We start from the raw sequence: 25,551 nt of genomic DNA on the forward strand, positions 1-25,551 counted from the left end.
AATCCTTTTCAAGATAATCAATCGATGGTGTTGTTTATAGATCATATCTCATTACTTTATTGAGAAATACTGCGATTCTTGCAAAGAATTCAGTTTACGCGCGCAATACAAAATTCAATAGTCTCAACGAGAGCATTGTAAGCAAGATTTTCGTTCATGGGAATAAGAGCATCAATTGCATGTTTTCCGTAGATGCGTGCTTGTTCTATTGTATCTGTGATACTATCATACTTTTCTATTAAGTGTTGCGCGTATGCGAAGGCTTCATTATTGTTATTGCCATCTTCAAGTGCTTGTTTCCAGAAATTTTTTTCTACTATATTTCCACGTTCATATGCGATAATAACAGGCATTGTTATTTTTCCTTCTCTAAAATCATCCCCTATATTTTTTCCTAAGTTTTGAGCACTACCGCTATAGTCAAGTGCATCATCAATCAATTGGAAAGCTAAACCTAAAGATGTTCCATATTCACGTAATGAAGAACGCTCTTTATGTCCATAGCCAGCAACAATCGGTCCTACTTCAGCGGCTGCTGAAAAAAGTGCGGCTGTTTTGGCATTGATGATTTTGAGATAGTCTGAAGGGCTGGTTTTGATATTTTTTGCAGCAGAAAGTTGCATAACTTCTCCTTCAGCAATAATTGCAGCAGCGTTCGCTAGGACAGAGAGCGCTTCTATGGAACCGACATCGACCATCATTTTAAAAGCCTGACCCAACAGGAAATCACCAACAAGTACGCTTGCTTGATTCCCCCAAATCATCCGTGCCGTGGATTTTCCACGTCGCAAATTACTTTCATCAATCACATCATCGTGTAGTAATGTTGCTGTATGCATAAATTCAACAGCTGTTGCGAGTTTTATATGCCCGTCACTTTGATAACCGAACATATGAGCAGAAGCGAGCGTAATCATTGGGCGTAATCGCTTTCCACCTGATGAAATAAGATGGTTGGAAATTTCAGGGATCATCTCAACCTCTGATTTTGCCATAGAGAGAATAAATTGATTTACGCGCTCCATATCTTTTTGAGTAAGATTGACAAGAGATTGAAGAGAAATTTGATTATTTCTTATTTTTTCTGGTTTGATAGCTGCGCTCAATGTGTTTACTCCTAGAGTATTGCAATGGACATATATAAAATTTACTTTATTTACTAGCATAAAGGGGGTTTGTGTTTGACTCAAGCTTTTGATGGCGCTTTGAAGTGTAAGCTTGGAATGTTATTGGCAATAAATGTTCTTTAGCGAGTGTAATCTTGTTGTTATGAAATAATAAAAAAATTTAAAATAGCAGCTGAATGGCAAAAATGCAGTTTATAAAGGTGAACATTAGGCTTTTAAATGGATAAAACAACGAATCAGAGTGGTGAAACAATTGATAGTTTTCACCGCGGGAAATTTTATTTGGTTCAACCCCATAAATATGGTCATCGTTCTGGAATGGATGCGATGTTATTAGCTAGCTTGGTTCCAAGTAATTTAAAGGGCAAGGTTGTTGATTTAGGTGCAGGTGCTGGAGCTGCAGGGTTGGCTGTTGCTTCGCGTTGTTTGAAAGTTCATGTTACCTTAGTTGAACGTTCAGCTTTTATGGTATCTTACGCTCAAAAAACGCTTATGCTAAAACAAAATAAACAATTTGCTAGCCGAGTTTGTTTGCTAGAAGCAGATGTTACCTTCAAAGGGAATGCCCGTATAAAAGCAGGTTTGATAGATAATAGCTTTGATTTTGCGATTATGAATCCACCTTTTAATAATCCTACTGATCGCAAGACACCTGATAAACAAAAATCTGAAGCACATGTTATGTCTGAAGCGATGTTTGATAACTGGTTGCGGAGTGCAGCGGCCATTGTTAAGCCAGGTGGATACTTAGGGCTCATTGCACGTCCACAATCGTTGACAGATATCTTGCGTGCTTTAGAAGGGCGTTTTGGTGGTATTTGTATAATTCCTGTGCATGCGCGTGTGAAAACAGCAGCAATTCGTCTTTTATTTTACGCAAAACGAGGAAGCAGAGCAGCTTTATCTATTTTACCGGCATTGGTTATACATGAAGGTAATGACCATACTTTTTCACCCCAGGTTGATGCAATTAATAATGGATATATAAGCTTGTGGGAACTTTTCTAATAGTATCTTGTGTTTTTTAGTTTATTATTTAAAGTTCAAACTTTGTTGTTAGGGAGGTTTGACTTTGGGTGAAGTTATATTTCTGCTTGTAATGTGGGGATTGATTGGCGCTTTTGGATGTTATCGCGTTCTTCCTTTTTGTTGTCCTTGCCTATTTAATTGTTCTTAATTTATAAGGAGATTTTGTTTTGATGGATGTTATTAAAAGTTTTATTCCACGCCGTTTTTTTTCCGATAAACTTGAAATTCCGGTGGTGCGCCTTCAAGGAGCAATTATGGATTCATCAGCCTCTATATCCCGGACCCTTTCCCTCAGTAGGTGTGCAAATCTTTTAGAGAAGGCTTTCGCACACAAAAAGTCACCGGCTGTTGCACTTATTATTAATTCTCCTGGTGGTTCACCTGTACAATCGCGTCTTATCTTCAAGCGTATTCGTGACTTGGCAGAAGAAAAAAATAAAAAGGTTCTTGTGTTTATTGAAGATATTGCAGCATCCGGTGGTTATATGATTGCTTGTGCGGGGGATGAAATTTTTGCAGATCCTTCTTCAATTGTTGGTTCCATTGGAGTGGTTTCAGCTTCCTTTGGTTTTCCGGAACTTTTGAAGAAAATTGGTATCGAACGGCGTGTATACACGGCAGGAAAGAACAAAGTTACATTAGATCCATTTCAGCCAGAAAAAAAGGCGGATATCGAGCATTTGAAATCTCTCCAACTTGAAGTGCATCAAACGTTTATCGATTTGGTTAAAGAACGGCGTGCTGAAAAATTATCAGATGATTCGAATCTCTTTACAGGAATGTTTTGGAGTGGAAAACAAAGCGTTGAGCTTGGTCTGGTTGATGGATTGAATGATGTACGTTCTGTTATTAAGGAGCGTTTTGGTAATGATGCAAAACTTCGACTTATTATGCCTTCAAAAAGTTTCTTAGGACCTAAAACGCCTTCAGGGGTGACTGCACATACGGTTTATACAGTCGTTGACAGTGCATTGATGGCAGCAGAAGAGCGAGCACTTTGGCAGCGTTATGGTCTGTAATGGAAAGGATCATTCAAGCCAAAGGGATTTTTATCTAAAAACAGATTCTAGAAGAAAAAGGCTTGAAATGATACGAATGAGAACATGTCGTTTATTTTGTATGAGTGCTTTTTATATTTATTGTTTGTTTAGAAAACGATTAAGAATATTCCAAGCTATTTATAGGGTTTGTGCTAATAAAAGTATGGATAAAGGGGGAATTTGTAAAAGAACCCTATACAGGTGAATATTACGTCATATGATATCAAATGTACAAGCTTCGTTCCAAAGACATTCCTATTTATTTACACCTATTAAATTGAATTTAGCTCTACATGTTGTGGGGCAACGTGCTGATGGGTATCATTTAATAGAAAGTTTGGTTTATTTTAGTCTTAGCGGTGATTGTCTACACTATGCACCTTGCGAAAATAATCAGTTTGTTTTGACGGGACCGTTTGCAAAAGGCCTTGTGTCTCATTTAGATAATTTGGTTATTCGCGCACGGGATTTTATGCATAAGAGTTTTCCTGAATGTGCTCAACCTGCTTTTTTTCGGCTTGTAAAAACATTACCTGTTGCTTCAGGCATTGGTGGTGGCTCAGGTGATGCAGCTGGGGTTATAAGCATGTTGCGTCAACAGTGGAATCTTGATTGCTCTTACGAAGAATTAGCAAAAATGAGCTTAGTTCTTGGTGCTGATGTTCCCATGTGCCTTTATGCATTAGAATATCAGCAGCCGCTTTTGGTCAAAGGAATTGGTCAAGAGATGATACAACTAAAAGGAGCCTGTTCTCTTGCAATAGTATTGGTTAATCATGGACAAGAGATTTCAACACAAACTGTTTTTAAAGCGTTAGAGAAGCGTCATAATTTTTCTTTAAAAATTAATACAGACGCTTTAAAGAGTGTTGATTCATTGGTTGAAGCTTTACAAGAAACGCGTAATGATCTTTTTTCTTCTGCATTAAAAATAGCACCTCAGTTAGCTGAAGTGTTATCTATATTAGATGAATGTGGGGCTCTTTTTTCCCGTATGTCTGGAACGGGAGCAACTTGCTTTGGCATTTTTAAAAATAAACAAACGGCGCAACAAGCGGCTCTTTTTATCAAATCAATGCACCCAAATTGGTTTGTAAAACCTATCATGACTTTAGGAAATATTTGATAAATAAATATAAAAGCTTTTATTTCGTCCTGATTTTATTATACACAATGAAAGAGAGTAACCAAAGAAATGTATTTTTTTATTTTTCAGATAAAATAAATACATGCTAGAATGATCTTTGAGAAAAGAAAATAGACAACAGAATACTTTTTATTTTGTGTGTTTTTTATCTTTTGTGCAAGAATTCGCAGAATGTTTGGAGAGCCATTTAAAACTGTAATGCTTGCAAAAAATGATCAGGCTACAGAAATAGATGTATGTTTATTGTATTTGTGATTTATCAAAGATGTTTAATTTTCAGCTTCAACCAAATTTTTCGTGCGAATTGGATTTGCAAAAACAGGGTTTTTTTCATATAGCAGGTGTTGATGAAGTAGGACGGGGGCCTCTCGCTGGGCCTGTGGTAACGGCAGCAGTTATTTTGGATAAAGATCATATTCCTAATGGGTTAAATGATTCAAAAAAACTTTCTTTTTTCCAACGAAATAGACTTTATCATGAAATTTTGCAAAGTGCATTAGCGGTTTCAGTCGCTAGTCTTTGTGCTCGTACAATTGATCAATCTAATATTAGAAAAGCAACTTTAGAAGCAATGCGTCGCTGTATTATAGGGTTAGCTATTCCAGCCCACTATGTCCTTGTTGATGGACGTGATATTCCTTCTGAGTTGTCCTCTCCGGCAATGGCGTTGATTAAGGGTGATCAGCGTTCAGTTTCAATTGCAGCCGCATCTATTATTGCAAAAGTAACACGTGACCGAATGATGGAATGTGCAGGACAAGTTTATAAAGGGTATGGTTTAGAGAAGCATGTAGGTTATGCAACGCTAGCGCATCGTATAGCTCTTGATAAATATGGACCAATTAGAGGATTACATCGTTATAGTTTTGCACCACTAAAAGAGTGTTATAGAAATGGTGTGTCATGACGATTCTACCCCTCAATAGTGCTTCGATAAGAGAGGCAATAGCGCTTCTTAAACAAGGGAAGTTAGTAGCATTACCAACGGAAACTGTTTATGGATTAGCGGGCGATGCAACCAATGGAAGGGCAATTTCTTCTATTTTTTCTACAAAGAGTCGTCCGCAAATTAATCCTCTTATTGCGCATGTCAGCGGCATCGAAATGGCGGAACGTTATGTTAAAATTGACTTTCTTTCACGCCAACTAATGGAGGAATTTTGGCCAGGGCCTTTGACATTGGTTTTGCCTTTAAAGGAACAGCATAATATCCATCCTTTAACAACCTCTGGTTTGAATACCTTGGCTGTTCGTTTTCCAGACAGCCGTTTTGCGGAAGTGGTACAATATTTTGGCCGCCCACTTGCTGCTCCTAGTGCGAATCAATCGGGGCGTCTTAGCCCTACTTCAGCTGAGGCTGTTTTTGCATCTTTGGGGGAATCTGTTCCTTTGATATTGGACGGCGGACCTACTAAAATAGGGCTTGAATCAACAATTATTAAGATTTGTGATGAAAATATTTATCTTTTGCGTCCAGGGGGGCTTGCGGCTGATAAAATTGAAGAAGTTGTGGGGAAGTCTTTAAAACGGATGGATCAAAGGGCGGCGATTCAAGCTCCAGGGATGTTAAAGTCGCATTATGCTCCCAATGCCACGATTCGTTTGAATGTAGAAAAGGTGGAAAATGGTGAAGCGCTTTTAGCATTTGGATCAAAGCGCGTTATGGGGGCTGAAAATGCCGTTTCTATTTTAAACCTTAGCGAAGATGGAAAGTTGGAAGAGGCAGCCTCTCATTTATTTCAATATATGAAGGAATTAGATTCATTTGAAGTGAGATGTATCGCAGTAGAACCTATTCCATTATATGGATTAGGGGAGGCGATCAATGATCGTCTTATACGGGCTGCAGCTCCAAAGGAGAAATGAACATGGAGCAGGAATTAATTGAGGGGTTTAGGGAAATTGTTGGTGCTAAGCATGCTATAACAGATCAAGCGTTGATTGCACCGTATTTGCTTGAAGAGCGTGGGCTTTTTCATGGAAAAACACCTTTACTTTTACGTCCCTCTTCTTGCGCAGAGGTCTCATCGATTATGCAGTTAGCGAGCAAAACACGCACACCGATTGTGCCACAGGGTGGAAATACAGGGCTTGTGGGGGGACAACAACCAGATGAAAGAGGAGGGGGCGTTCTTTTATCCATGGAGCGATTAAATAAGATTAGAGCTATAAATCTTGAGGGAAATTTTGTTGTTGTAGAGGCTGGTGTTATTTTACAGGATTTACAGAAAAAAGTGGATGAATCAGGTCGTTTTTTCCCTCTTTCTTTGGCATCTGAAGGTTCTTGCCAAGTAGGAGGAAATCTTTCGTCGAATGCTGGAGGGGTAGCTGTTTTAGCCTATGGCAATATGCGTGAGCTTTGCCTTGGTTTAGAAGTTGTTTTACCGGATGGCCGTATTTTAGATGATTTGCGTTTTGTTAAAAAAGACAATAGCGGTTACGATTTGAAAAATCTTTTTATTGGTGCAGAAGGCACATTGGGTGTTATAACCGCAGCCGTTTTGAAGATGTTTCCAAAAATAAAAGGAAAAGCTGTTGCTTTGGTGGGATTATATAGTCCGGCGAAGGCTTTAGAGTTTTTATCTCTGGCTCAAGAATATGGAGGAGGGATGTTGACAGGTTTTGAGCTCATGGGAAATCTCAGTTTGCAAATGGCTTTAGATTATAAGATGTGTGAGAAGCCTCCTCTCCAGCGGAAACATGAATGGTATGTATTAATGAACATTTCATCATTGCAAGGCAATGATGAGGCGTTATCAGTATTGAGTATTATTTTAGAAGAAGCTTTAAAGAATGCGGTGATAGAAGATGCAGTTGTTGCGCAATCTTTAAAACAGCAAGATTTTTTTTGGCAATTGCGTGAAAGTATATCCTATGCACAAAAGTTAGCAGGAGGGTCCATTAAGCATGATATTGCGGTTCCACTTGCTTCTATTCCTGATTTTATTGCTGAGGCAGCGCTTATTGTTGAAGATATTGCTCCAGGAGCACGGGTGATTTGTTTTGGGCACATGGGTGATGGAAATTTACATTATAACATTACACAACCTGTAGGAGCTGATACAACAGTGTTCTTGCAGTTATGGTCAAAAATGAATCATCGCATTCATAGTTTAGTGATGGACTATAGAGGTGCATTTTCTGCTGAGCATGGAATTGGTCAGCTTAAGCGCGAAGAACTTCGTTCTTTTAAATCGCCTGTCGCATTGGATATTATGCAAGGGATAAAAAAAACGCTCGATCCTTTAGGGATAATGAATCCCGGAAAAGTATTATAATTCAAAAATGGTGATCATGTATTTTTGTTTAGATTTTAATAACCAAAAAAGAAACCAGTTGTTTTTTATTCAAACTTTTAATAATCCAATGAGAAAAAGCTGCTAAAGGGTGTATGTTATTTAAGATAAATTGGGACAATGTATATGGCTAATCAATGCTTTAATCAGGCAAAAGCGGTGCTTGAATTTCGGTTAGATCCGTGCCATTTGCCACAAACGACGACATATTTTTCATCCAAAACGGGTAATCAGGTTATTTGTTCGTTAAATGAGCGTGGTGTTTCTTTTAAAACGGATATGCCTTCAAGCTTATCGCATTTAATACCCCCTTATCATTTCCAAGGAATTGCAGCACGTACTGTAAAAACGCGTTCAGGAGAAAGAGCTGTTGCATTAGAATTACTTCATGTCGATGAGGAAGCTTGTATACCGCTTTTGGTTTCCAGAGATTTGAATAATGTTCTTCTGGATTGGCGATTATGGGCGGATACTTATGGCCTCCCCATGCTTATGATCAATGAAGATAATCGCATTCTGGTTGTAAAAGATCGTTCTGATTTACATCGATTTTTTGGTACAACAGCACATTCTAAACAAAAGCGTTTTTTACTTCGTTATAGCAATCCGTTAGGCTTGCGTTTGGTGATTGCGAATCGAATTGCACTCCAGTAATATTAATATGCATTCATTTTTGTACTACCGTAAGCATTTATCTTGTTGTGCCGTAAAACATCGTTGTTTGGGGCGGTAATATAAGGCATGTAAACTTCACACATGAAGTATTTTTAGAGGACATGGCGAATATTCTTAAGTTTGCTTGTCGGTCTTTGTGTAAGTGAAGCATATGAGTGGGAACCAAGAGGAACCCGCTCAATGAGAATCCGGACGTTTACAGATGGGATTTGGTGTGACTTTTGGTTCTTTAAGGCAAAGAGGAAGTCAATGATTGTAAATGAGAGTTTTTTGCCACCATATATTTGCAGTAGGAATTGGTTATGTTAAACGCTTTTTTCGGAGAGGTAAAACGGCTTTCATAACAATGGAAACCGTTTTTTGGCGGTGTAATTTTTGGTTTTTGCCACATCATTAAAACACGAGCAGATTGCTGGAAGTGTTTTTTACTTTTTTATAAATCATTTCTCCATGTTGAATGAGAGCTTTGAATATTGCAAAATATTCTTATTTCATCTCTCTCCTATAATCAAAATTATTTTCTTGCACGTTACACGTTATAAGAAGGGTTGGAGTGTGGATAAAAATCATTAAAAAAGAGTAAACACTCTCTGATAAAGCGTTTAGATAGAAAGGGTTATCGTAATATTGGGAGTTGGAAAATACAATGATAGTATCGGTTTTTATCTTTATTTCAGAAAGATGGCAGAATGGATTTATACTATTTGCAGGTAGTGTCGTAAAATGGGAGTGACGAGCATGAGAGATATTGTTTAAGAATTTGTACGTGAATAACATCAGTATCTTTTTTTTGGCATTTTATTTTTCGTAAAAGCGGAATTTCATTAAAAAACGCAATAAATAAAAGAAATGATAGTATATATGTTTTTCTTCAGGGTTTTATAAGAAAGAAAGTATTTATAAAAATGATGAGAAAATACGTTTAAATTAAATACAACAGTAAAATGATCAGTTTATATCACAGTGTCATATTCAGAAAATTTTCCTATTTTATCATGAGTAGATATCCTATTTACAATATTTGATTGTTCAAAGGAAAGCACACTCATTTTTTCAAAATTATGGTCAATGTAAAACAGTAAGAAAATTTGTGTATCATGCTCTTATATAAAATAATCAAATCGGAAAAAAGAATATTCAAAGGATTTAGTTTTCTCGCGCAATGGCTCTCCATCCGATATCACGACGAACAAAACCTTCTGGCCAATCAATACAATCAACAGCTTCATAAGCACGTTTTTGTGCGTGCGTAATCGTTTTTCCTGTTGCTGTTATATTGAGGACACGTCCACCATTTGCAATGAGTTCTCCATCACGCAATACTGTACCAGCTTGAAAAATTTTCACATCGGGAAGATTGTTTACTTTATCAACGTTACGGATAACAGTACCTTTTTGGGGAGAGTCTGGATAACCATTGGCAGCCATAACAACGGTGAGAGCAGTTTTTTCAGACCAGCAAAGAGGCTTATTTTCAAGTTTTCCTTGAGCTGCAGCAAGAAAAATTGGCAAAATGTCATCTTTGAGGCGCATCATTAAAACTTGACATTCAGGATCACCGAATCGTACGTTAAATTCAATTAATTCGGGTCCTTTTTGCGTTATCATTAATCCGACGAAGAGAATACCTTTAAAGGGGGCACCCATTTCTTTCATGCTTTTTAAAGCTGGTTCAACAATTTCTTTGAGGGTACGATTCACTATTTCTTGGGTCATGATGGGCGCTGGTGAATAAGCACCCATACCACCGGTGTTTGCTCCAATATCCCCATCACCTACACGTTTATGGTCTTGAGCAGAACCAAAAGGAAGAGCAATTTTACCATCACAAAGGCAGAAGAAGCTTGCTTCTTCACCTTCAAGAAAAGATTCTACAACAATTTTGTTTCCTGCATCTCCAAATGCACTTTTGAAGCAGGCATCGACTGCGTTAAATGCTTCTTCCATAGTTGTTGCAACCACGACACCTTTGCCAGCTGCTAAGCCATCAGCTTTAATAACAATGGGAACACCTTGTTGATGAATGTAAGCTTTAGCTTTAGAGGCATCATTAAAGCATTGGTAACTTCCTGTAGGAATGTTATTCTTACGACATAAATCTTTTGTAAAAGCTTTAGAACCTTCTAGTTGAGCAGCTTTTTGAGTAGGACCAAATACACAGATGTTAGCGCTATTAAGAGAGTCTGTTATACCCGCAACCAATGGTGCTTCTGGTCCTACAATCACAAGGTCAATAGAATGTTTTTTACAAAAATCAATAACAAGGGGATGGTCATCAATGTTTAAATTAATATTTTCACCAAATTCTGTTGTTGCAGGGTTTCCAGGAGCACAATATAACTTTGTTAGCAGTGGTGATGAAGCTATTTTCCATGCTAAAGCATGTTCTCGTCCACCTGAGCCAATAAGAAGAATATTCATTGCTTGCTCCTCTCATAAAAGATGATTAATCTCATCTCCTTCTCATAAGAATGAAATGTCTCTATCGCAAGACCAAAGGTAAATCATTTGATGAAAAAAAATAAAAATATCGCGCATGTTCAATCCTGTGAGAGTCAGGGACGGGTTATGGATGCATCTTCCAAACAATGGGTCTACAATTTCCTTCCCTGTTCTTTATGGTTTTATGCGCAATTGGCGCGTTGGGATCGGCCTATCGGATGGCAATTGTTGATGTGGCCTTGTTTTTGGTCAACAACAATGGCTTTTTTCTCTTATAACATGCATTACGATACTCTTTTATCAATGTTTCTTCATTGGGTTTGGTATCTTTTTCTTTTTTTTCTGGGATCTATTGCTATGCGAGGGGCAGGATGTACTTGGAATGATCTTATTGACCATAAAATTGATGCTCAGGTAGAAAGGACACGTTCTCGCCCATTGCCGACAGGTCATGTGAGTCGGTTTCAAGCAAGAGTTTTTATACTTATGCAATGTTTGGTTGGTTTAGTCGTTTTATCACAATTTAATAGGTTTAGTTTTTTTCTAGGTATTTCGTCATTGATAGCTGTTGCATTTTATCCTTTTATGAAACGCGTAACATATTGGCCGCAGTTTTTTTTAGGCGTTGCGTTTAATTGGGGGGCATTAATGGGGTGGGCTGTTGTCTTTGGAAGTTTAAGCTGGGCACCAATCTTGCTTTATGTGGGATCAATCTTGTGGACCATAGGATACGATACAATCTACGCACATCAAGATAAAGAAGATGATGCTACTGTTGGTGTCCGTTCTACGGCTCTTCTCTTTGGTAAAGGAACCAAGCGCGCTTTAGTATTTTTGTATGGTGGTTTTGTGGTGTTCGTTAGTCTAGCATTTTATTTAGCTGGAGTCCCTGTTCTTAGTTTTTTGGGGATTTTTGTGGCAAGCATCCATATGTTTATTCAAATTAAAGTCATTGATATAGATGACAGCTCACAATGCCTCAGGCTTTTCAAATCTAATTCGCTTATTGGTTTTGTGATTTTTGCTGGTTTGGTATGTGGGGGTATATGGATGATATTTTATCCTGCGGTCTAAAAATAAGTTAGCTAAAGTCATAGTTTCTGCTGAATACAGTATTTTCTTTTAAATAAGCTTGTTGCTAATCTGTTTTAAGCAATACAGTAGAAAATATTACCAATCAACTTTTACAGTGAAAATGAATTTCTTCTATTTAAATAAAATAAATCATCTTCTTTTAGAATTTTTCAAATAAAAAATACTTGTTTAACTGTTGGGAAGAAAAAATCTTTATAACGATGAAGTTTGAAGGATTAGGGATAAAGTTTTTGTCTTTTCCAATCGCTGTGTTCAACACAATCGCGTGTAAAAAGCAGACGATCATGTAAACGAAATGGGCGATCGCACCAGAACTCTATAGAAAGGGGTTTAACACGAAACCCAGACCAATAAGGTGGTCGTGGAATATTGCCTAGAGCATAACGCGCAGTATATTGAGCAATTGCTTTTTCGAGCACAAAACGATTGTCTAAAGGTTGAGATTGTTTAGATGCCCATGCACCAATTCGACTACCACGTGGTCGCGATTGGAAATAGGCATCGGCTTCCTGTTGACTTACTTTTTCAACAATTCCTCTAATTCTGACCTGACGACGGAGCGATTTCCAATGAAAACCTAAAGATGCTTTCATTGATTTTAAAATTTCTTGTCCTTTAGAGCTTTCATAATTGGTATAGAAGACGAAGCCTTGGGGACTGTAGTCTTTGAGGAGAACCATACGAACATTAGGGAGTCCTGTTTCGTCAACTGTTGCTAATGCCATAGCATTTGGATCATTTATTTCACTTATCGTTGCCTCTTCAAGCCACTTTGCGAAAAGTTCAAAAGGTTTTTGCATTTTCATAAAATGATCATCTGTTGGTATTTTGTTGCTCATAGTTTCTCCAAATATCAGTGAGCATGGGCGAGGCATTTTCTCATTTACTTTATCATCAAAAGGTTACAGTACCATTTTTTCTTATTTTCAAAAAGCCAATGCTATTGTGTATTTCTATGGTAGTTTAATTATTTTTACTTTAGCATAGGCTACAATGAGCTATATTAAATAAATGTCTCATTTTATCTGGTATTTTAGTTTATTGATAGACATATAAAGAGGAAAGAAGAAATTATTCTCTAGAATAGACTGATGAAGATATAAGGGATATTGAGCAACGGACCAGTTGATATTTTGAAAACGAAAAAATTGAAAAGAGGGCAATATGCGTGATCCCTACACGATTCTGGGTGTGGCACGTACCGCAAAATCGCAAGAGATTAAATCGGCATTTAGAAGATTAGCAAAGAAGTATCATCCAGACCATAATAAGGATGATACAAAGGCTAAAGAAAAATTTGCTGAAATTAATCAAGCTTATGAAATTATAGGTGATAAGGATAAAAAGGCACAATTTGACCGCGGTGAAATTGATATGGAAGGAAAACCGCTTTATCAAGCTTATGGTACTGGTGAAAATTTTAGCAATAAACAAAATCCCTTTTCAGGAAGAGAAAAGGGATTTGATTTTTCCTCTTCAGGTGGTGCAGGTTTTGATGCGAGTGATATTTTTCGGGATCTGTTTGGGGGAGGTAGTAACTTTTCGAATTCCACACACTATAACCGTCCCCAACAAGGGGCACATATTCGTGCTAATCTTGCCATAACATTAGAGCAGATGGTTGGCGCAGAAAAGGTGGAAGCTATTTTTCCAAATGGAAAAAAGTTAAAAATTAAACTTCCAGATTATATTGAAGACGGACAGACTATTCGTTTAAAAGGTCAGGGAGAAGAGGTACCTCTCGGGCAAGCAGGAGATGCGTTGATAACCATTCAGATTCAAAAACATCCTCGTTTTCGGGTTGAAGGAAGAGCACTTCATCTTGATTTACCAGTTTCTCTTAAACATGCTGTTTTGGGAGCAAAAGAAGAAGTTGAGACGTTGGAGGGACGTGTGGTTTTAACGATTCCTGCTTGGTCAAGTTCTGATCGCGTTTTACGGCTGAAAGGAAAAGGGCTTCGTTTAAAAAATGGTACAAGAGATGATCTTTATGTGCATGTTCGCATTATGTTGCCGGAAGGAGAAAATGCGGCGCTAGAACAGTTTTTGCAAATGCAACCAGATTAATTTTAAAATTTTTTATATATAAAAGCGCAGTTTTAGTTTGATTTTAAACCAATTGCTTGAAGAAAAAGTTGACCTGTGTCATAGGCAGATGAACAATATTAATTTTAAGTAACAATGGGGCAGTGCTGATGGCTAAGGGTAATGGTTTGTTGTACGGTAAGCGTGGTTTAATTTTGGGGTTGGCCAATAATCGCTCCATCGCTTGGGGAATCGCTAAAGCGGCAAGTAGCGCAGGGGCAGAGCTTGCTTTTACCTATCAGGGTGAAGCAATGAAAAAGCGTGTTGAGCCTTTGGCTGAAGAATTAAAGGGGTTTGTTTGTGGACATTGTGATGTTTCTGACAGTGTCTCTATTGATACGGTCTTTAGAGAAATAGAGAAGAAATGGGGGAAACTCGATTTTTTAGTTCATGCTATTGGTTTTTCTGATAAAGACGAATTAAGTGGTCGTTATATTGATATCAGCGAATCAAATTTTATGATGACCATGAATATTTCCGTTTATTCCCTAACAGCTCTAACGAAGCGTGCAGAGAAATTGATGCCAGATGGTGGGTCAATCTTGACACTGACCTATTATGGTGCAGAAAAGGTTGTTCCCAATTATAATGTAATGGGGGTTGCCAAAGCAGCTCTTGAAGCGAGCGTGAAATATTTAGCGGTAGATTTAGGCCCTCAAAATATTCGTGTTAATGCTATATCTGCTGGACCAATTAAAACGTTAGCGGCTTCTGGTATTGGTGATTTTCGTTATATTTTAAAATGGAATGAGTATAATGCTCCATTACGTCGTACGGTAACAATTGAAGAGGTTGGTGATTCTGCGCTTTATTTTCTTTCAGATTTGTCTCGTTCTGTCACCGGTGAAGTCCATCATGTCGATTCGGGTTATAATATCATAGGTATGAAAGCAGTTGATGCGCCAGACATTTCTGTCGTTAAAGAATAAAGTTTGGTTTATAGGATTTTATTGGACAGCAGTAATTTGACCAACTTTAAAGTGGCTAAGAGTATTTGGGAGCAAAGAGCTACCTTTTTTATAGCATACAACATACGTTGTCGTTGTATATATTTGACAGAGAAACGGATCTTTTTTCATGTCGCATAATACATTTGGTCATTTGTTTCGTGTAACAACATGGGGTGAAAGTCATGGTGCTGCTCTTGGTTGTGTCATTGATGGTTGTCCACCTGGAATTATTTTTACTCTTGCAGAAGTTCAAGCTTATCTTGATAAACGCAAACCAGGACAATCAAAATATATAACGCAGCGCCGAGAACCAGATGAAGTAGAGGTTCTTTCAGGAGTTGTTGTTCAAGACGATGGGACAACATTGGTGACGACCGGTACACCAATTTCTCTGTTGATTCGAAACACAGATCAGCGTTCGAAGGATTATAGCTCGGTTGCTCATCAGTATCGTCCAGGACATGCGGATTATACTTATGATATTAAATATGGCATTCGTGATTTTCGAGGTGGGGGACGTGCTTCAGCACGGGAGACGGCAGCACGTGTTGCAGCTGGTGCATTTGCTCGTAAAATCGTTCCTGGTTTGATTGTACGAGGAGCAGTGATAGCAATTGGTCCTCATAATATTAATCGTGATCGGTGGGATTGGTCAGAGGTTGATAATAATCCTTTTTTTACAGCTGATGCAGAGATGGTTCCCATTTTTAGTGATTATATCAGTAAACTCCGTAAAGAGGGAACATCTGTTGGTGCGGTTGTTGAGATCGTTGCAGAAAATGTTCCGGCAGGTTTAGGAGCCCCTATTTATGCAAAGCTTGATCAAGATATTGCATCGTTACTTATGTCGATTAATGCGGTAAAAGGTGTGGAAATTGGTGATGGTTTTGCGGCAGCCCGCCTGAGGGGAGAAGAAAATGCCGATGAAATGCGAATGGGAAATGATGGAAAACCGCTTTTTTTATCCAATCATGCTGGTGGTATTTTAGGGGGAATATCGAGTGGACAGCCAATAGTTGCACGTTTTGCTGTAAAGCCTACTTCATCAATTTTAACGCCTCGTCGCTCCATTGATGTTGATGGTCATGATATAGATGTTATAACGAAGGGACGTCATGATCCATGTGTTGGGATTCGTGCCGTTCCTGTTGGTGAAGCGATGGTTGCTTGTGCTATTGCTGACCATTATCTAAGACATCGCGGTCAAGTTGGGTGATTAAAAAGGTGAACAATGGCGTATGATGAAAAAAAAATTGTTTCTGCACTTAAAGCTTTTGAACGCGGTGAAATTGTTGTGGTGACAGATGATGATGGCCGTGAAAATGAGGGTGATTTAACTGTTGCTGCAGCGCATTGTACAGAAGAAAAGATGGCGTTTATTCTTCGTCACACAACAGGTATTGTGTGTACACCTATGCCAAAAAAAGAAGCACAACGGTTTAATCTTGCTCCTATGGTACCAGATAATAACTCTGCACATGGGACGCAATTTACTGTTACTGTGGATTTTAAACGTGGGATAACGACGGGTATTTCCGCACATGACCGCACATTAGCAGTTCGTAATCTTGCTAATCCAAATGCTGGTGCTCACGATTTTGTCCGTCCAGGACATATTTTTCCTTTGATTGCGCATGAAGGGGGGGTGCTCATGCGTTCAGGTCACACGGAGGCTGCTGTTGATTTATGTAAATTAGCTGGTTTGCCACCAGTTGGTGTTATTGGTGAGTTGGTCAATGATGATGGCAGCGTTAAACATGGCGATCAGATCATGAAATTTGCACAAGAACATCGGTTACATATGATAACGGTTGCAGATTTAATTGCTTACCGTCAACGTAAGGAAATATTGATCAAACATGTTGGAGAAATGCCTATTGAAACATCTATAGGTCCCGCTATTGTTCAAAGTTATCAACTCCCTTGGGAAGCCATTCAGCATATTGCAATTGTTTTTGGTGATGTCCGTGAGGGTGAGGATATTCCTGTGTATTTACATCATGAAAACATTATAAATGACGTTTTTTGTCAAGCTTCAGATATTATGGTGATGATGCAGCATATGATGGAAAAAGAAAAACGTGGCATATTTATTTATTTGCGTAAAGGATCTGTTATGCAATCAACTATTGATATTCAAAATATGGCAAGAGACAGTTCAGAAAACCATGTGCAGGCGATTGAACGCGAAGAAGAATGGCGCAAAATTGGTTTAGGATCACAAATTTTAAAATATCTAGGAATAGGCTCTGTTATTGTTTATGCTGCTAAAGAGCATCATTATGTAGGTTTAGAAGGTTTTGGAATTCATATATCCAGAACAGATATTTTTTGAGGTTCATATGAAAAAAGAGATACAAGAGGGGGATATTACGACCTTAAGCTTTGAGCAAGCGCTTAAGCAACTTGAAGTTATTGTCGAAAATTTGGAACGTGGCGATGTGCCTTTGGAACAATCCATTGATATTTATGAACGCGGTGAAGCGCTTAAAAAGCATTGTGAAAAACTCTTAAGAGTTGCTGAAGCTAAAGTTGAAAAAATACAGCTTTCAGAAGAAGGTTCTCCAGAAGGAGTAGAACCACTTGATGCTAAATAATATTAAATATTTTGGATATTTATTGTGAAACGAGGAGATATAATAACCTTTTTTATAGAAAATTAAATCTATTGATTTCTTTTTTATAAAATAAGTTAAAAATGAGGAAAGTATAGCTCATCTCAAATAGAAAAGAACATTTTTCAGTAAAAAAGATGCAAAACTGTAAATAAGAGTAGAGAAGATATATCTTTATCGTTGCGTTTTTTTGAGTTAAGATAATAGAAAGGTTTTTTTTGTCTCAGGTCTTAACACCATTGCTTGACCGTGTTTGTTTTCCGCAAGATTTGCGGGCATTGCCTGAGTCTGATCTGGTACAGTTGGCTGATGAGTTGCGAACCGCAACAATTGATGCGGTTTCTGTAACAGGTGGTCATCTTGGGGCGGGACTTGGTGTTGTTGAGCTCACTGTTGCATTACATTATATTTTTAATACACCAGAAGATAGGATTATTTGGGATGTTGGTCATCAAACCTATCCACACAAGATTTTAACAGGGCGTAGAGAAAAAATTCGCACATTACGTAAAGAGGGCGGATTATCAGGTTTTACAAAACGTTCAGAAAGTGTGTATGATCCATTTGGAGCGGGTCATTCGTCTACTTCTATTTCAGCGGGGCTTGGCATGGCGGTGGCAAGTGCTTTGAAAGCAGAGACAAGACGCAATATCATAGCTGTCATTGGTGATGGTGCAATGTCTGCGGGCATGGCTTATGAAGCAATGAACAATGCTGGTGCTTTGGATGCACGCTTGATTGTTGTTCTTAATGATAACGATATGTCTATCGCACCACCTACAGGTGCTATGAGTGCACATCTTGCACGATTAGTATCTCGTCCTTCTTATCGTCATTTGCGTGAACGCGTAAAGATGTTGAGCGAAAAATTGCCAAAGTTTTTTTTGGATAAGGCGCGTCGTTCAGAGGAATTTGCGCGTGGACTTTTGGTTGGGGGAACTTTATTTGATGAGCTTGGCTTTTATTACGTTGGACCCATAGATGGGCACAATTTGGGGCATTTATTGCCTGTTTTAAAAAATGTTCGTGAATATCCTAGTGGTCCTGTTTTGGTGCATGTTGTCACATATAAGGGAAAGGGATATCCACCTGCAGAAGCCTCACCTGATAAATATCATGGTGTTAATCGTTTTGATGTCATGACAGGAAAACAGGTTAAAGCATCAAGTAATATTCTACCCTATACCAAGGTATTTTCTAAAGCTTTAATAGAAGAAGCTCGCCATGATGATAAGATTGTTGGCATAACAGCAGCGATGCCAACAGGGACAGGTCTTGATTCTTTTGCGAAAAAATTTCCTGAAAAAATGTTTGATGTTGGTATCGCTGAGCAACATGCCGTAACTTTTGCGGCAGGTCTTGCTTGTGAAGGGTACAAGCCTTTTGTTGCAATTTATTCTACTTTTTTACAGCGTGCTTATGATCAAATTATTCATGATGTATCAATTCAAAAATTACCAGTACGTTTTGCTATTGACCGTGCAGGTTTTGTGGGGGCAGATGGTGCAACACATGCTGGAAGTTTTGATATTGTTTTTTTGTCCACTCTTCCTGAGTTTGTTGTTATGGCACCTTCTGATGAGCTTGAACTGATGCATATGGTGCGTACAGCTGCAGCTTATGATCAGGGACCAATTTCTTTTCGTTATCCACGTGGTGAGGGCATTGGTATAGATTTACCGCAACGTGGTGAGTTATTAGAAATTGGAAAAGGGCGTGTTCTGCGTGAAGGAAATAGGATCGCTTTGGTTTGTTTTGGAACGCGGATGTCAGAAGTGTTGCAAGCTGCTGATGCATTGGAGGCTGAAAGATTATCTACGACGGTTGCAGATGCACGGTTTGCGAAACCTTTAGATAAGGATTTGATGTGTCGTTTGGCACGTGAGCATGAAGTATTGGTGACAATTGAAGAAGGGGCAATCGGTGGTTTTGGAGCGCACATATTACAATTTTTAGCGCAAGAAGGGCTCTTAGAGCATGGTTTGAAAGCTCGCACACTAAAACTTCCTGATGAGTATTTGAATCATGGTGCACCAGAAAAAGTTCTTTCACGTATCGGGCTTGATGCTATGGGTATTGTCAATACGGTTTTTGCTGCTTTAGGACGCGAGATTCGAACAAGATAAAAAATTTGAGTGTGATATGGCTGCCAGAAAAAGGCTCGATATTCTCTTAGTTGAAAAAAACTTTTTTACGACACGTTCACGCGCACGTGATGCTGTTATGCGTCAAACTGTTAAAGTTAACGGCGAAATCGTTTTTAAAGCTGGGCAAATCGTTTTTGATGATGCAGAGATTGCTGTTTGTGATCCAGCGCAGAATTATGTTTCTCGGGCAGCATTAAAATTGATTGCTGCACTTGATGCATTTCCGATTATAACAGATAAAGTGACGGCCATTGATGTTGGTGCATCAACAGGTGGTTTTACACAAGTTCTCTTAGAGCGTGGATCGGCTCATGTAATTGCCGTTGATGTTGGGCATCATCAATTTGATAAACGTTTATTGGGCAACAGTGCTATAACGTTATTAGAAGGCTTGAATGTTAGAGATTTTCAACATAAACATTTAGGTGGGCGAGAAATTGATCTTATCGTTTCAGATGTTAGCTTTATTTCTCTCAAACTTGCATTGCCTCCCGTTTTGTCTTTAGCCAAGAAGGGCGCCCAAGCTGTTTTACTGGTAAAGCCTCAGTTTGAGGTTGGTCGTAAACACTTTAGTAAGGGAGGAATATTAAATCCATCAATAGCTAAAGAAATTGCTGAGGCGCTTTTTGTTTGGTTAAATACACAAACAGGGTGGAGCGCAAGAGGTTTAATTCCTTCCCCTATTACAGGTGGTGATGGCAACGTGGAATATTTACTATTCGGAGAAAAACAAGAGTGAGTGACAATGTCATAATCGACCATATCGGAGCAAATGGGTATGGTACTTCTAGGACGTCTCACGGCTTCGTTTATGTTCCTTTTACTTTACCAGGAGAGTGTGCTGAAATCACTGTTCATGGAAAATATGCAACATGTATAGCATTAAAAGAAAAATCATTAGAACGCATTGATACTCTTTGTCAGCATTTTGGAGAATGTGGAGGGTGTACTCTTCAGCATTGGCATATGGATGCTTATCGCGTATGGAAACAACAATTGGTTGTTGATGCGCTTAAAAAGTATGGACTTAATAATGTTGTTGCGCCTTTAATAGAATGTAAACCTTATAGCCGACGGCGGATTACTCTAACAGCATCTATGACCCCACAGGGGCAAAAAGTTGGTTTTAACCGTTATCTCTCTCATGAGATTGTAGCTCTTGAGGAATGTCCAGTAAGCCGTCCAGAGCTTATTTCTCAGTTGCATAATATTAGAGAGCTCTGTGCTTTTCTAAGCAGCTCTGCCAAACGGTTTCATGTTACAATAACACGTGTTGAAAATGGTTTAGATGTTGCTTTAAGCGGTTGCATTGTACACCATGAATCACTTCGTCAGAAAATGATCAGTGCTGCTCTTTCATATGGGATTATACGTTTATCTGTTGACGGTGAAGTTTTGGTTGAACGAGAAAAACCAGAAATTTACTTTGGAGATGTCCTTGTTGAATTTCCTTCTGGTGGTTTTCTTCAAGCAACCTGCGAAGCTGAAAATATAATGGGCAATATTATTTTGACTCATTTAAAAAAAGCAAAGAATGCTGTTGATTTGTTTTCAGGGATAGGAACATTTACCTTGCGTATGGCAAAAAAGATGAATGTTCATGCAGTAGAAGATAATGAAGATGCATTAAGAAATCTAAATACAGCAGCACGTTTTGCAACTGGTTTAAAAACGGTCACTTGTGAAAAACGTGATCTTTTCCGACATCCCCTTTCTGTAAAGGAACTTGAGTGTTTTGAGAGTGTTGTTTTTGATCCTCCCCGTGCTGGTGCAGAGCAACAAGTACGTGAATTAGCGAAGACAACAGTATCACGTGTTGTGGCAATTTCCTGTAATCCTACTACATTTGCTCGTGATTTATCTCTTCTTGTTGCAGGGGGGTATACAGTAGAAAAAATCATACCGATTGATCAATTTTTATGGTCACCACATGTCGAAATTGTTGCTGTTTTGAGCAAAAAGAAAAAAAAGAAAGCTTGGAAGCTTTAGCCTAAAATTTTTTAATGCCATGAAGACTTTTTTAAAAGTTTACTTGAGTATTATTATAAAAATCTCTCCAAAATTTCTCTATAATAATAACCTTTTGCTCGTTGAATTAAGAGCACTGAATGTAGAAAGTGTTTTTTATTTTAAACTTTTTTATTATGAAATATAAAAGGTAAATTACCCCACACAAAAGACTAATGTATTACGAAGAAGATGTATCTGAACAAGCCGGTGCCAGTGTTATATTTGCCATCTCTCAATGTTTCTACAACTCTTGGTACTTGAGAGGGGACATAAGAGGAATCTTTGGTCCTGTCTTTTACAGTTTTTATTCATATAACTCCCCCCACCTGTAACGTACAAACGAAAGATTTTGATTGATTCAACATGGAACAGATTTGAAATGAGAGAATCTTATGGAATTCAAGGTTCTAATTCAATATGAAAAACGATAGATTATCTTTATAAATCAACGCATTGTACCCCCCCCTCACAAAGTGGTCGTGATAGACGAGAAGGAGGCAATATTGGGAAGGAATGAGAACGCTTATTCCTTTATAAGCGCAGTTCCACCGATTGTCATATTATTGATTCGAAGATGAGGTTGACCAACACCAACAGGGACATTTTGGCCAGCTTTTCCACAGAGACCGATACCATTATCAAGTTTACTATCATTACCAATCATTGTAATACGTTTCATAGCATCCGGTCCATTTCCAATAAGAGTTGCGCCTTTGATTGGTGCTACAATTTTACCATTTTCTACTCGGTATGCTTCAGTACATTCAAAGACGAATTTTCCAGAAGTAATATCAACTTGTCCTCCACCAAATGAAACAGCATAGATACCATGTTTGAGTGAAGAAAGGATTTCTTCAGGTGTTTTATCTCCTCCTAGCATGATTGTATTGGTCATTCGTGGCATTGGTGCATGAGCATAAGATTCACGCCGTCCATTCCCAGTTGATTTACTTCCCATAAGCCGTGCATTAAGCCTGTCTTGCATAAAACCAACGAGCTTTCCATTTTCAATGAGAACGTTATATCCTGAAGGGGTCCCCTCATCGTCGACAGTGAGAGAACCACGGCATTGTGGAATTGTTCCATCATCAACAACTGTAACACCTTTTGCCGCAACTTGTTGTCCTAAAAGTCCAGCAAAAGCGGATGTTTTTTTACGGTTAAAGTCACCTTCTAAACCATGACCTACGGCTTCATGGAGCATAACGCCAGGCCATCCATTGGCTAAGACAACATCAAAAGATCCTGCAGGTGCTGCTTCTGCTTCTAAATTTGTTAAAGCCATACGTAAGGCTTCATCCGCAGCTTTTTTCCAATTGTCTTCATGAATAAATTGGTCAAATGCTTGTCGCCCTCCACATCCATAAAAACCATTTTCACGTCGATTGCCTTCAGCTGCGACTACAGATATAGAAAGCCGCACAAGGGGACGAATATCACGAACCAAATAACCATCTGCACGTAAAATTTCAACATGTTGTAGCGAGCCGGAAAGAGAAGCAGTCACTTGATGCAATTTATCATTTTTAGCACGTAAATAGGCATCAATTTTTTGCAAAAGAGCACTTTTTTCTTCAAATGATGGAGCATCAAGGGGATTATGCGGTTGATAAAGTCTCTTGTTTGTTTGTTGAGGTGCTATGCTATAAGTCCCTGCATGATTATTATAGGTAATAGCTTTAGCTGCTTCACTGGCACGTTTGAGTGCAGCAGCTGATAATTCACTAGAATATGCATATCCGGTAGCTTCTCCAGCAACGACACGCAGACCAAATCCCATATCTTGATGGAAAGAGCCGTTTTTAAGCTGTCCATTATCAAATAAAAGAGCTTCGCTTTCTGTATACTCAAGGTAAAGCTCACCGTCATCAGCATGATGAAGCGTTTCCTGTACAAGTGATTGCACTTTAGAGGAAGCAATATCAAAATGATCAATCAGCGATTTCATAAGAATTATCCTATTTTTATGGGGACTTAGAAGATTTTTATTAATCTAATTTAAGAAGCTTTCAAAATATACAATGAGATTTTAATCGTCTAAAGTGTATCGATTTCATTCATGTAGGTAAGGTTGTATAGGCGTCGCCAAGACCATGAAGGTCAACGAAACCTCCAATCCCTTGTTCAGGAGTTGTAAAAATAAAATAAGTTGCCATTTTTCCTTTTAAAAAGAGCTGCAATATGTCTTCTTTAAGAAAGGCTTCAGCAACACAATTATCACCAAGACAACGACGATATTCCATTCTGCCCATATTTTTATCGTCAATTTTAATTCCAACACCAGGACGTAATTCAACGCGAATCGGAACAAAAACACGCATCAAAGCACCTTGCTTTTGAGGAAGTTTATAAAATGTAACGCGCAAGGTAATATCATGACGACCTTGTGTATGAACGTTTTGTACAACTTCACACTGCATGTTAGGTGTACCTGGCGGTAGAGTACAAACTTTTGTCCATGCACCATAGGTTTGTGGAGCAGGGACATTTTGCGCATAGGGTGTTTGTGCAAATGCATGATTGATAAAACTACTATAAAGTGTGTAAAGAACAGCACCAATAAAAAAACTTTTTTTGAGTAATTTATGAAGTATCACAGAAAATCCTATCCGACTCAACACACACACAACCATGCATAGATTTACATAAAAAAATGAATTCCCCACATAAAAACTATAACACAAAATCAGTATTTACCCAAATATATTAATCCATAGGATATATTTTTATGATACATTTGTAATGTAGGAGAGAATGTTGATTGAAAAAATGTATTTTTGTTGCCAATATTTCCATCTATTTTTAGGGGATACGTGCGAACGAGGTATTTCATATTTTCTCAAAAATACGATTGGTCTTAATTGATCATTTCCATACGCTAGATAATATTTGTCAGATAATATTGGTTTGTGAATGACAGAAATGGAAAAGGGCTTTGAGCGGAATGTCAGTTTCAGGAGAGTTATCGGTTGTGAATGGTAAATCAACGCCACCAAAATCCGGTATTGGTGATTATATCACGTTATTAAAGCCACGTGTTATGTCTCTTGTGGTCTTTACGGCTCTGGTTGGTTTGCTTGTATCGCCTGTTCCTATCAATCCGTTGTATGGTTTTTTAGCGATTTTATGTATTGCTATCGGTGGTGGCGGTGCGGGAGCACTGAATATGTGGTATGATGCTGACATTGATGCCGTGATGGAACGGACCAAAAAGCGTCCTATTCCTATGGGTAAAATCAGTTCCCGAAAAGCATTTATTTTTGGCATGGTTCTTTCTATGCTTTCGGTATTGGTTATGGGGAGCTTCATTAATTGGTTTGCGGCATTTTTTCTTGCGTTTACGATTTTCTTTTATGTTGTTATCTATACAATTTGGTTAAAGCGTATCACACCACAAAATATTGTTATTGGTGGTGCTTCTGGGGCTTTTCCACCAATGATTGGATGGGCCGTGACAACAGGGACAGTGAGTATTGATAGCTTTTTATTATTTTTAATCATTTTTATGTGGACCCCCCCTCATTTTTGGTCTCTTTCTTTATTTTCATCTCTTGATTATGAGGCAGCAGGTATCCCTATGATGCCTAATGTACGAGGTGAACATTCAACAAAAAAACAGATTTTATTTTATACTATTTTGATGGCATTATGCGCAGCTGCTCCTTGCTTTACTGGTCTTGGTGGAATTTTTTATGGTATTTTTTCAACAATTTTAAGCATTATCTTTGTTTATTTTGCCTATCGTTTGTGGAAAGCTGATACACATAATGAAACTATTTTGATGGCAAAAAAACTGTTTTTCTTTTCATTACTTTATTTGGCAGCTATCTTTGGAGTTCTTTTGATTGAATCTCTTGTTTGGTATTTTATCGCTCTTTAGTCGCGTAAAATGA

At 38.3% G+C, this 25,551-nt stretch carries 22 protein-coding genes; 17 read left to right on the forward strand and 5 right to left on the reverse strand.

The window, feature by feature from the left end; all coding sequences use genetic code 11:
* Positions 1–89: 89 nt before the first annotated feature.
* On the reverse strand, positions 90–1,166 hold the full coding sequence (locus ACFIKR_RS05155; RefSeq protein WP_375659100.1) for a polyprenyl synthetase family protein: 1,077 nt from the start codon (positions 1,164–1,166) through the stop codon (positions 90–92).
* Between the two features lie 180 nt (positions 1,167–1,346).
* On the opposite strand from ACFIKR_RS05155, the gene ACFIKR_RS05160 reads away from it, so the two are divergent.
* The 7 genes from ACFIKR_RS05160 (at position 1,347) to ACFIKR_RS05190 (ending at position 8,293) form a co-directional block, all read left to right on the forward strand.
* Positions 1,347–2,135: a tRNA1(Val) (adenine(37)-N6)-methyltransferase gene (locus ACFIKR_RS05160; RefSeq protein WP_375659101.1), complete on the forward strand. Its 789-nt coding sequence runs from the start codon at positions 1,347–1,349 to the stop codon at positions 2,133–2,135.
* 191 nt (positions 2,136–2,326) lie between these two features.
* A complete protein-coding gene (locus ACFIKR_RS05165; protein ID WP_375659102.1) occupies positions 2,327–3,175 on the forward strand; it encodes a S49 family peptidase in 849 nt (282 codons plus the stop codon).
* A gap of 238 nt (positions 3,176–3,413) precedes the next feature.
* Positions 3,414–4,322 carry a 4-(cytidine 5'-diphospho)-2-C-methyl-D-erythritol kinase gene (locus ACFIKR_RS05170; RefSeq protein WP_375659103.1) on the forward strand — a complete coding sequence of 303 codons (909 nt, stop codon included), beginning with the start codon at positions 3,414–3,416 and terminating at the stop codon, positions 4,320–4,322.
* 286 nt (positions 4,323–4,608) lie between these two features.
* On the forward strand, positions 4,609–5,250 hold the full coding sequence (locus ACFIKR_RS05175) for a ribonuclease HII (protein WP_375659104.1): 642 nt from the start codon (positions 4,609–4,611) through the stop codon (positions 5,248–5,250).
* Positions 5,247–6,209 (forward strand): L-threonylcarbamoyladenylate synthase, encoded by a 963-nt coding sequence (locus ACFIKR_RS05180; protein WP_375659105.1) that lies wholly within the window; start codon positions 5,247–5,249, stop codon positions 6,207–6,209. Before ACFIKR_RS05175 ends, ACFIKR_RS05180 begins: the two co-directional genes overlap by 4 nt.
* Positions 6,210–6,211: 2 nt before the next feature.
* The gene (locus tag ACFIKR_RS05185; protein ID WP_375659106.1) at positions 6,212–7,621 is read left to right on the forward strand and encodes an FAD-binding oxidoreductase; all 1,410 of its coding nucleotides are present in this window, start codon (positions 6,212–6,214) and stop codon (positions 7,619–7,621) included.
* Between the two features lie 144 nt (positions 7,622–7,765).
* On the forward strand, positions 7,766–8,293 hold the full coding sequence (locus ACFIKR_RS05190) for a DUF6101 family protein (RefSeq protein ID WP_375659107.1): 528 nt from the start codon (positions 7,766–7,768) through the stop codon (positions 8,291–8,293).
* A gap of 1,167 nt (positions 8,294–9,460) precedes the next feature.
* Here ACFIKR_RS05190 and purD read toward each other — a convergent pair.
* Positions 9,461–10,735 (reverse strand): phosphoribosylamine--glycine ligase, encoded by a 1,275-nt coding sequence (gene purD / locus ACFIKR_RS05195; protein ID WP_375659108.1) that lies wholly within the window; start codon positions 10,733–10,735, stop codon positions 9,461–9,463.
* 90 nt (positions 10,736–10,825) lie between these two features.
* Here purD and ubiA point away from each other — a divergent pair, with 90 nt between their 5' ends.
* Positions 10,826–11,830, forward strand: coding sequence for a 4-hydroxybenzoate octaprenyltransferase (gene ubiA / locus ACFIKR_RS05200; protein WP_375659109.1), 1,005 nt, complete (start codon positions 10,826–10,828; stop codon positions 11,828–11,830).
* A gap of 236 nt (positions 11,831–12,066) precedes the next feature.
* On the opposite strand, the gene pdxH is transcribed toward ubiA, so the two are convergent.
* Positions 12,067–12,690 (reverse strand): pyridoxamine 5'-phosphate oxidase, encoded by a 624-nt coding sequence (gene pdxH / locus ACFIKR_RS05205; protein WP_375659110.1) that lies wholly within the window; start codon positions 12,688–12,690, stop codon positions 12,067–12,069.
* A gap of 325 nt (positions 12,691–13,015) precedes the next feature.
* Here pdxH and ACFIKR_RS05210 point away from each other — a divergent pair, with 325 nt between their 5' ends.
* From ACFIKR_RS05210 to ACFIKR_RS05245, 8 genes are all read left to right on the forward strand, one after another.
* The gene (locus tag ACFIKR_RS05210; protein WP_375659111.1) at positions 13,016–13,918 is read left to right on the forward strand and encodes a DnaJ C-terminal domain-containing protein; all 903 of its coding nucleotides are present in this window, start codon (positions 13,016–13,018) and stop codon (positions 13,916–13,918) included.
* A gap of 128 nt (positions 13,919–14,046) precedes the next feature.
* On the forward strand, positions 14,047–14,865 hold the full coding sequence (gene fabI, locus ACFIKR_RS05215; RefSeq protein WP_273787904.1) for an enoyl-ACP reductase FabI: 819 nt from the start codon (positions 14,047–14,049) through the stop codon (positions 14,863–14,865).
* Between the two features lie 148 nt (positions 14,866–15,013).
* Complete coding sequence (aroC, locus tag ACFIKR_RS05220; protein WP_375659112.1) at positions 15,014–16,102, forward strand: chorismate synthase; 1,089 nt, start codon at positions 15,014–15,016, stop codon at positions 16,100–16,102.
* A gap of 15 nt (positions 16,103–16,117) precedes the next feature.
* Complete coding sequence (gene ribB, locus ACFIKR_RS05225; RefSeq protein ID WP_375659113.1) at positions 16,118–17,221, forward strand: 3,4-dihydroxy-2-butanone-4-phosphate synthase; 1,104 nt, start codon at positions 16,118–16,120, stop codon at positions 17,219–17,221.
* 7 nt (positions 17,222–17,228) lie between these two features.
* Entirely contained in the window at positions 17,229–17,483 is a 255-nt protein-coding gene (locus ACFIKR_RS05230) for an exodeoxyribonuclease VII small subunit (RefSeq protein WP_375618413.1), read from the forward strand.
* Positions 17,484–17,719: 236 nt separating this feature from the next.
* Positions 17,720–19,627, forward strand: coding sequence for a 1-deoxy-D-xylulose-5-phosphate synthase (gene dxs, locus ACFIKR_RS05235; RefSeq protein WP_375659114.1), 1,908 nt, complete (start codon positions 17,720–17,722; stop codon positions 19,625–19,627).
* Between the two features lie 16 nt (positions 19,628–19,643).
* On the forward strand, positions 19,644–20,387 hold the full coding sequence (locus ACFIKR_RS05240; RefSeq protein ID WP_012754823.1) for a TlyA family RNA methyltransferase: 744 nt from the start codon (positions 19,644–19,646) through the stop codon (positions 20,385–20,387).
* Positions 20,384–21,637, forward strand: coding sequence for a class I SAM-dependent RNA methyltransferase (locus ACFIKR_RS05245; RefSeq protein WP_375659115.1), 1,254 nt, complete (start codon positions 20,384–20,386; stop codon positions 21,635–21,637). Before ACFIKR_RS05240 ends, ACFIKR_RS05245 begins: the two co-directional genes overlap by 4 nt.
* Positions 21,638–22,181: 544 nt before the next feature.
* Here ACFIKR_RS05245 and tldD read toward each other — a convergent pair.
* Both tldD and ACFIKR_RS05255 read right to left on the reverse strand, forming a co-directional pair.
* Positions 22,182–23,606 (reverse strand): metalloprotease TldD, encoded by a 1,425-nt coding sequence (gene tldD, locus ACFIKR_RS05250; protein WP_375659116.1) that lies wholly within the window; start codon positions 23,604–23,606, stop codon positions 22,182–22,184.
* A gap of 109 nt (positions 23,607–23,715) precedes the next feature.
* The gene (locus ACFIKR_RS05255; RefSeq protein WP_375659117.1) at positions 23,716–24,291 is read right to left on the reverse strand and encodes an invasion associated locus B family protein; all 576 of its coding nucleotides are present in this window, start codon (positions 24,289–24,291) and stop codon (positions 23,716–23,718) included.
* Between the two features lie 311 nt (positions 24,292–24,602).
* Here ACFIKR_RS05255 and cyoE point away from each other — a divergent pair, with 311 nt between their 5' ends.
* Positions 24,603–25,538, forward strand: coding sequence for a heme o synthase (gene cyoE / locus ACFIKR_RS05260; protein WP_375635768.1), 936 nt, complete (start codon positions 24,603–24,605; stop codon positions 25,536–25,538).
* Positions 25,539–25,551 lie beyond the last annotated feature (13 nt).

It is taken from the genome of Bartonella sp. MR30HLJHH (assembly GCF_042194195.1).
In the GTDB taxonomy this organism is placed as follows: domain Bacteria; phylum Pseudomonadota; class Alphaproteobacteria; order Rhizobiales; family Rhizobiaceae; genus Bartonella; species Bartonella grahamii.

Coding starts and splice junctions, on each gene's coding strand:
- ACFIKR_RS05155 (WP_375659100.1), bottom strand. CDS start 1,166: ATGCTAGTAAATAAAGTAAATTTTATATATGTCCATTGCAATACTCTA.
- ACFIKR_RS05160 (WP_375659101.1), top strand. CDS start 1,347: ATGGATAAAACAACGAATCAGAGTGGTGAAACAATTGATAGTTTTCAC.
- ACFIKR_RS05165 (WP_375659102.1), top strand. CDS start 2,327: ATGGATGTTATTAAAAGTTTTATTCCACGCCGTTTTTTTTCCGATAAA.
- ACFIKR_RS05170 (WP_375659103.1), top strand. CDS start 3,414: ATGATATCAAATGTACAAGCTTCGTTCCAAAGACATTCCTATTTATTT.
- ACFIKR_RS05175 (WP_375659104.1), top strand. CDS start 4,609: ATGTTTAATTTTCAGCTTCAACCAAATTTTTCGTGCGAATTGGATTTG.
- ACFIKR_RS05180 (WP_375659105.1), top strand. CDS start 5,247: ATGACGATTCTACCCCTCAATAGTGCTTCGATAAGAGAGGCAATAGCG.
- ACFIKR_RS05185 (WP_375659106.1), top strand. CDS start 6,212: ATGGAGCAGGAATTAATTGAGGGGTTTAGGGAAATTGTTGGTGCTAAG.
- ACFIKR_RS05190 (WP_375659107.1), top strand. CDS start 7,766: ATGGCTAATCAATGCTTTAATCAGGCAAAAGCGGTGCTTGAATTTCGG.
- purD (WP_375659108.1), bottom strand. CDS start 10,735: ATGAATATTCTTCTTATTGGCTCAGGTGGACGAGAACATGCTTTAGCA.
- ubiA (WP_375659109.1), top strand. CDS start 10,826: ATGAAAAAAAATAAAAATATCGCGCATGTTCAATCCTGTGAGAGTCAG.
- pdxH (WP_375659110.1), bottom strand. CDS start 12,690: ATGAGCAACAAAATACCAACAGATGATCATTTTATGAAAATGCAAAAA.
- ACFIKR_RS05210 (WP_375659111.1), top strand. CDS start 13,016: ATGCGTGATCCCTACACGATTCTGGGTGTGGCACGTACCGCAAAATCG.
- fabI (WP_273787904.1), top strand. CDS start 14,047: ATGGCTAAGGGTAATGGTTTGTTGTACGGTAAGCGTGGTTTAATTTTG.
- aroC (WP_375659112.1), top strand. CDS start 15,014: ATGTCGCATAATACATTTGGTCATTTGTTTCGTGTAACAACATGGGGT.
- ribB (WP_375659113.1), top strand. CDS start 16,118: ATGGCGTATGATGAAAAAAAAATTGTTTCTGCACTTAAAGCTTTTGAA.
- ACFIKR_RS05230 (WP_375618413.1), top strand. CDS start 17,229: ATGAAAAAAGAGATACAAGAGGGGGATATTACGACCTTAAGCTTTGAG.
- ACFIKR_RS05240 (WP_012754823.1), top strand. CDS start 19,644: ATGGCTGCCAGAAAAAGGCTCGATATTCTCTTAGTTGAAAAAAACTTT.
- tldD (WP_375659116.1), bottom strand. CDS start 23,606: ATGAAATCGCTGATTGATCATTTTGATATTGCTTCCTCTAAAGTGCAA.
- ACFIKR_RS05255 (WP_375659117.1), bottom strand. CDS start 24,291: ATGGTTGTGTGTGTGTTGAGTCGGATAGGATTTTCTGTGATACTTCAT.
- cyoE (WP_375635768.1), top strand. CDS start 24,603: ATGTCAGTTTCAGGAGAGTTATCGGTTGTGAATGGTAAATCAACGCCA.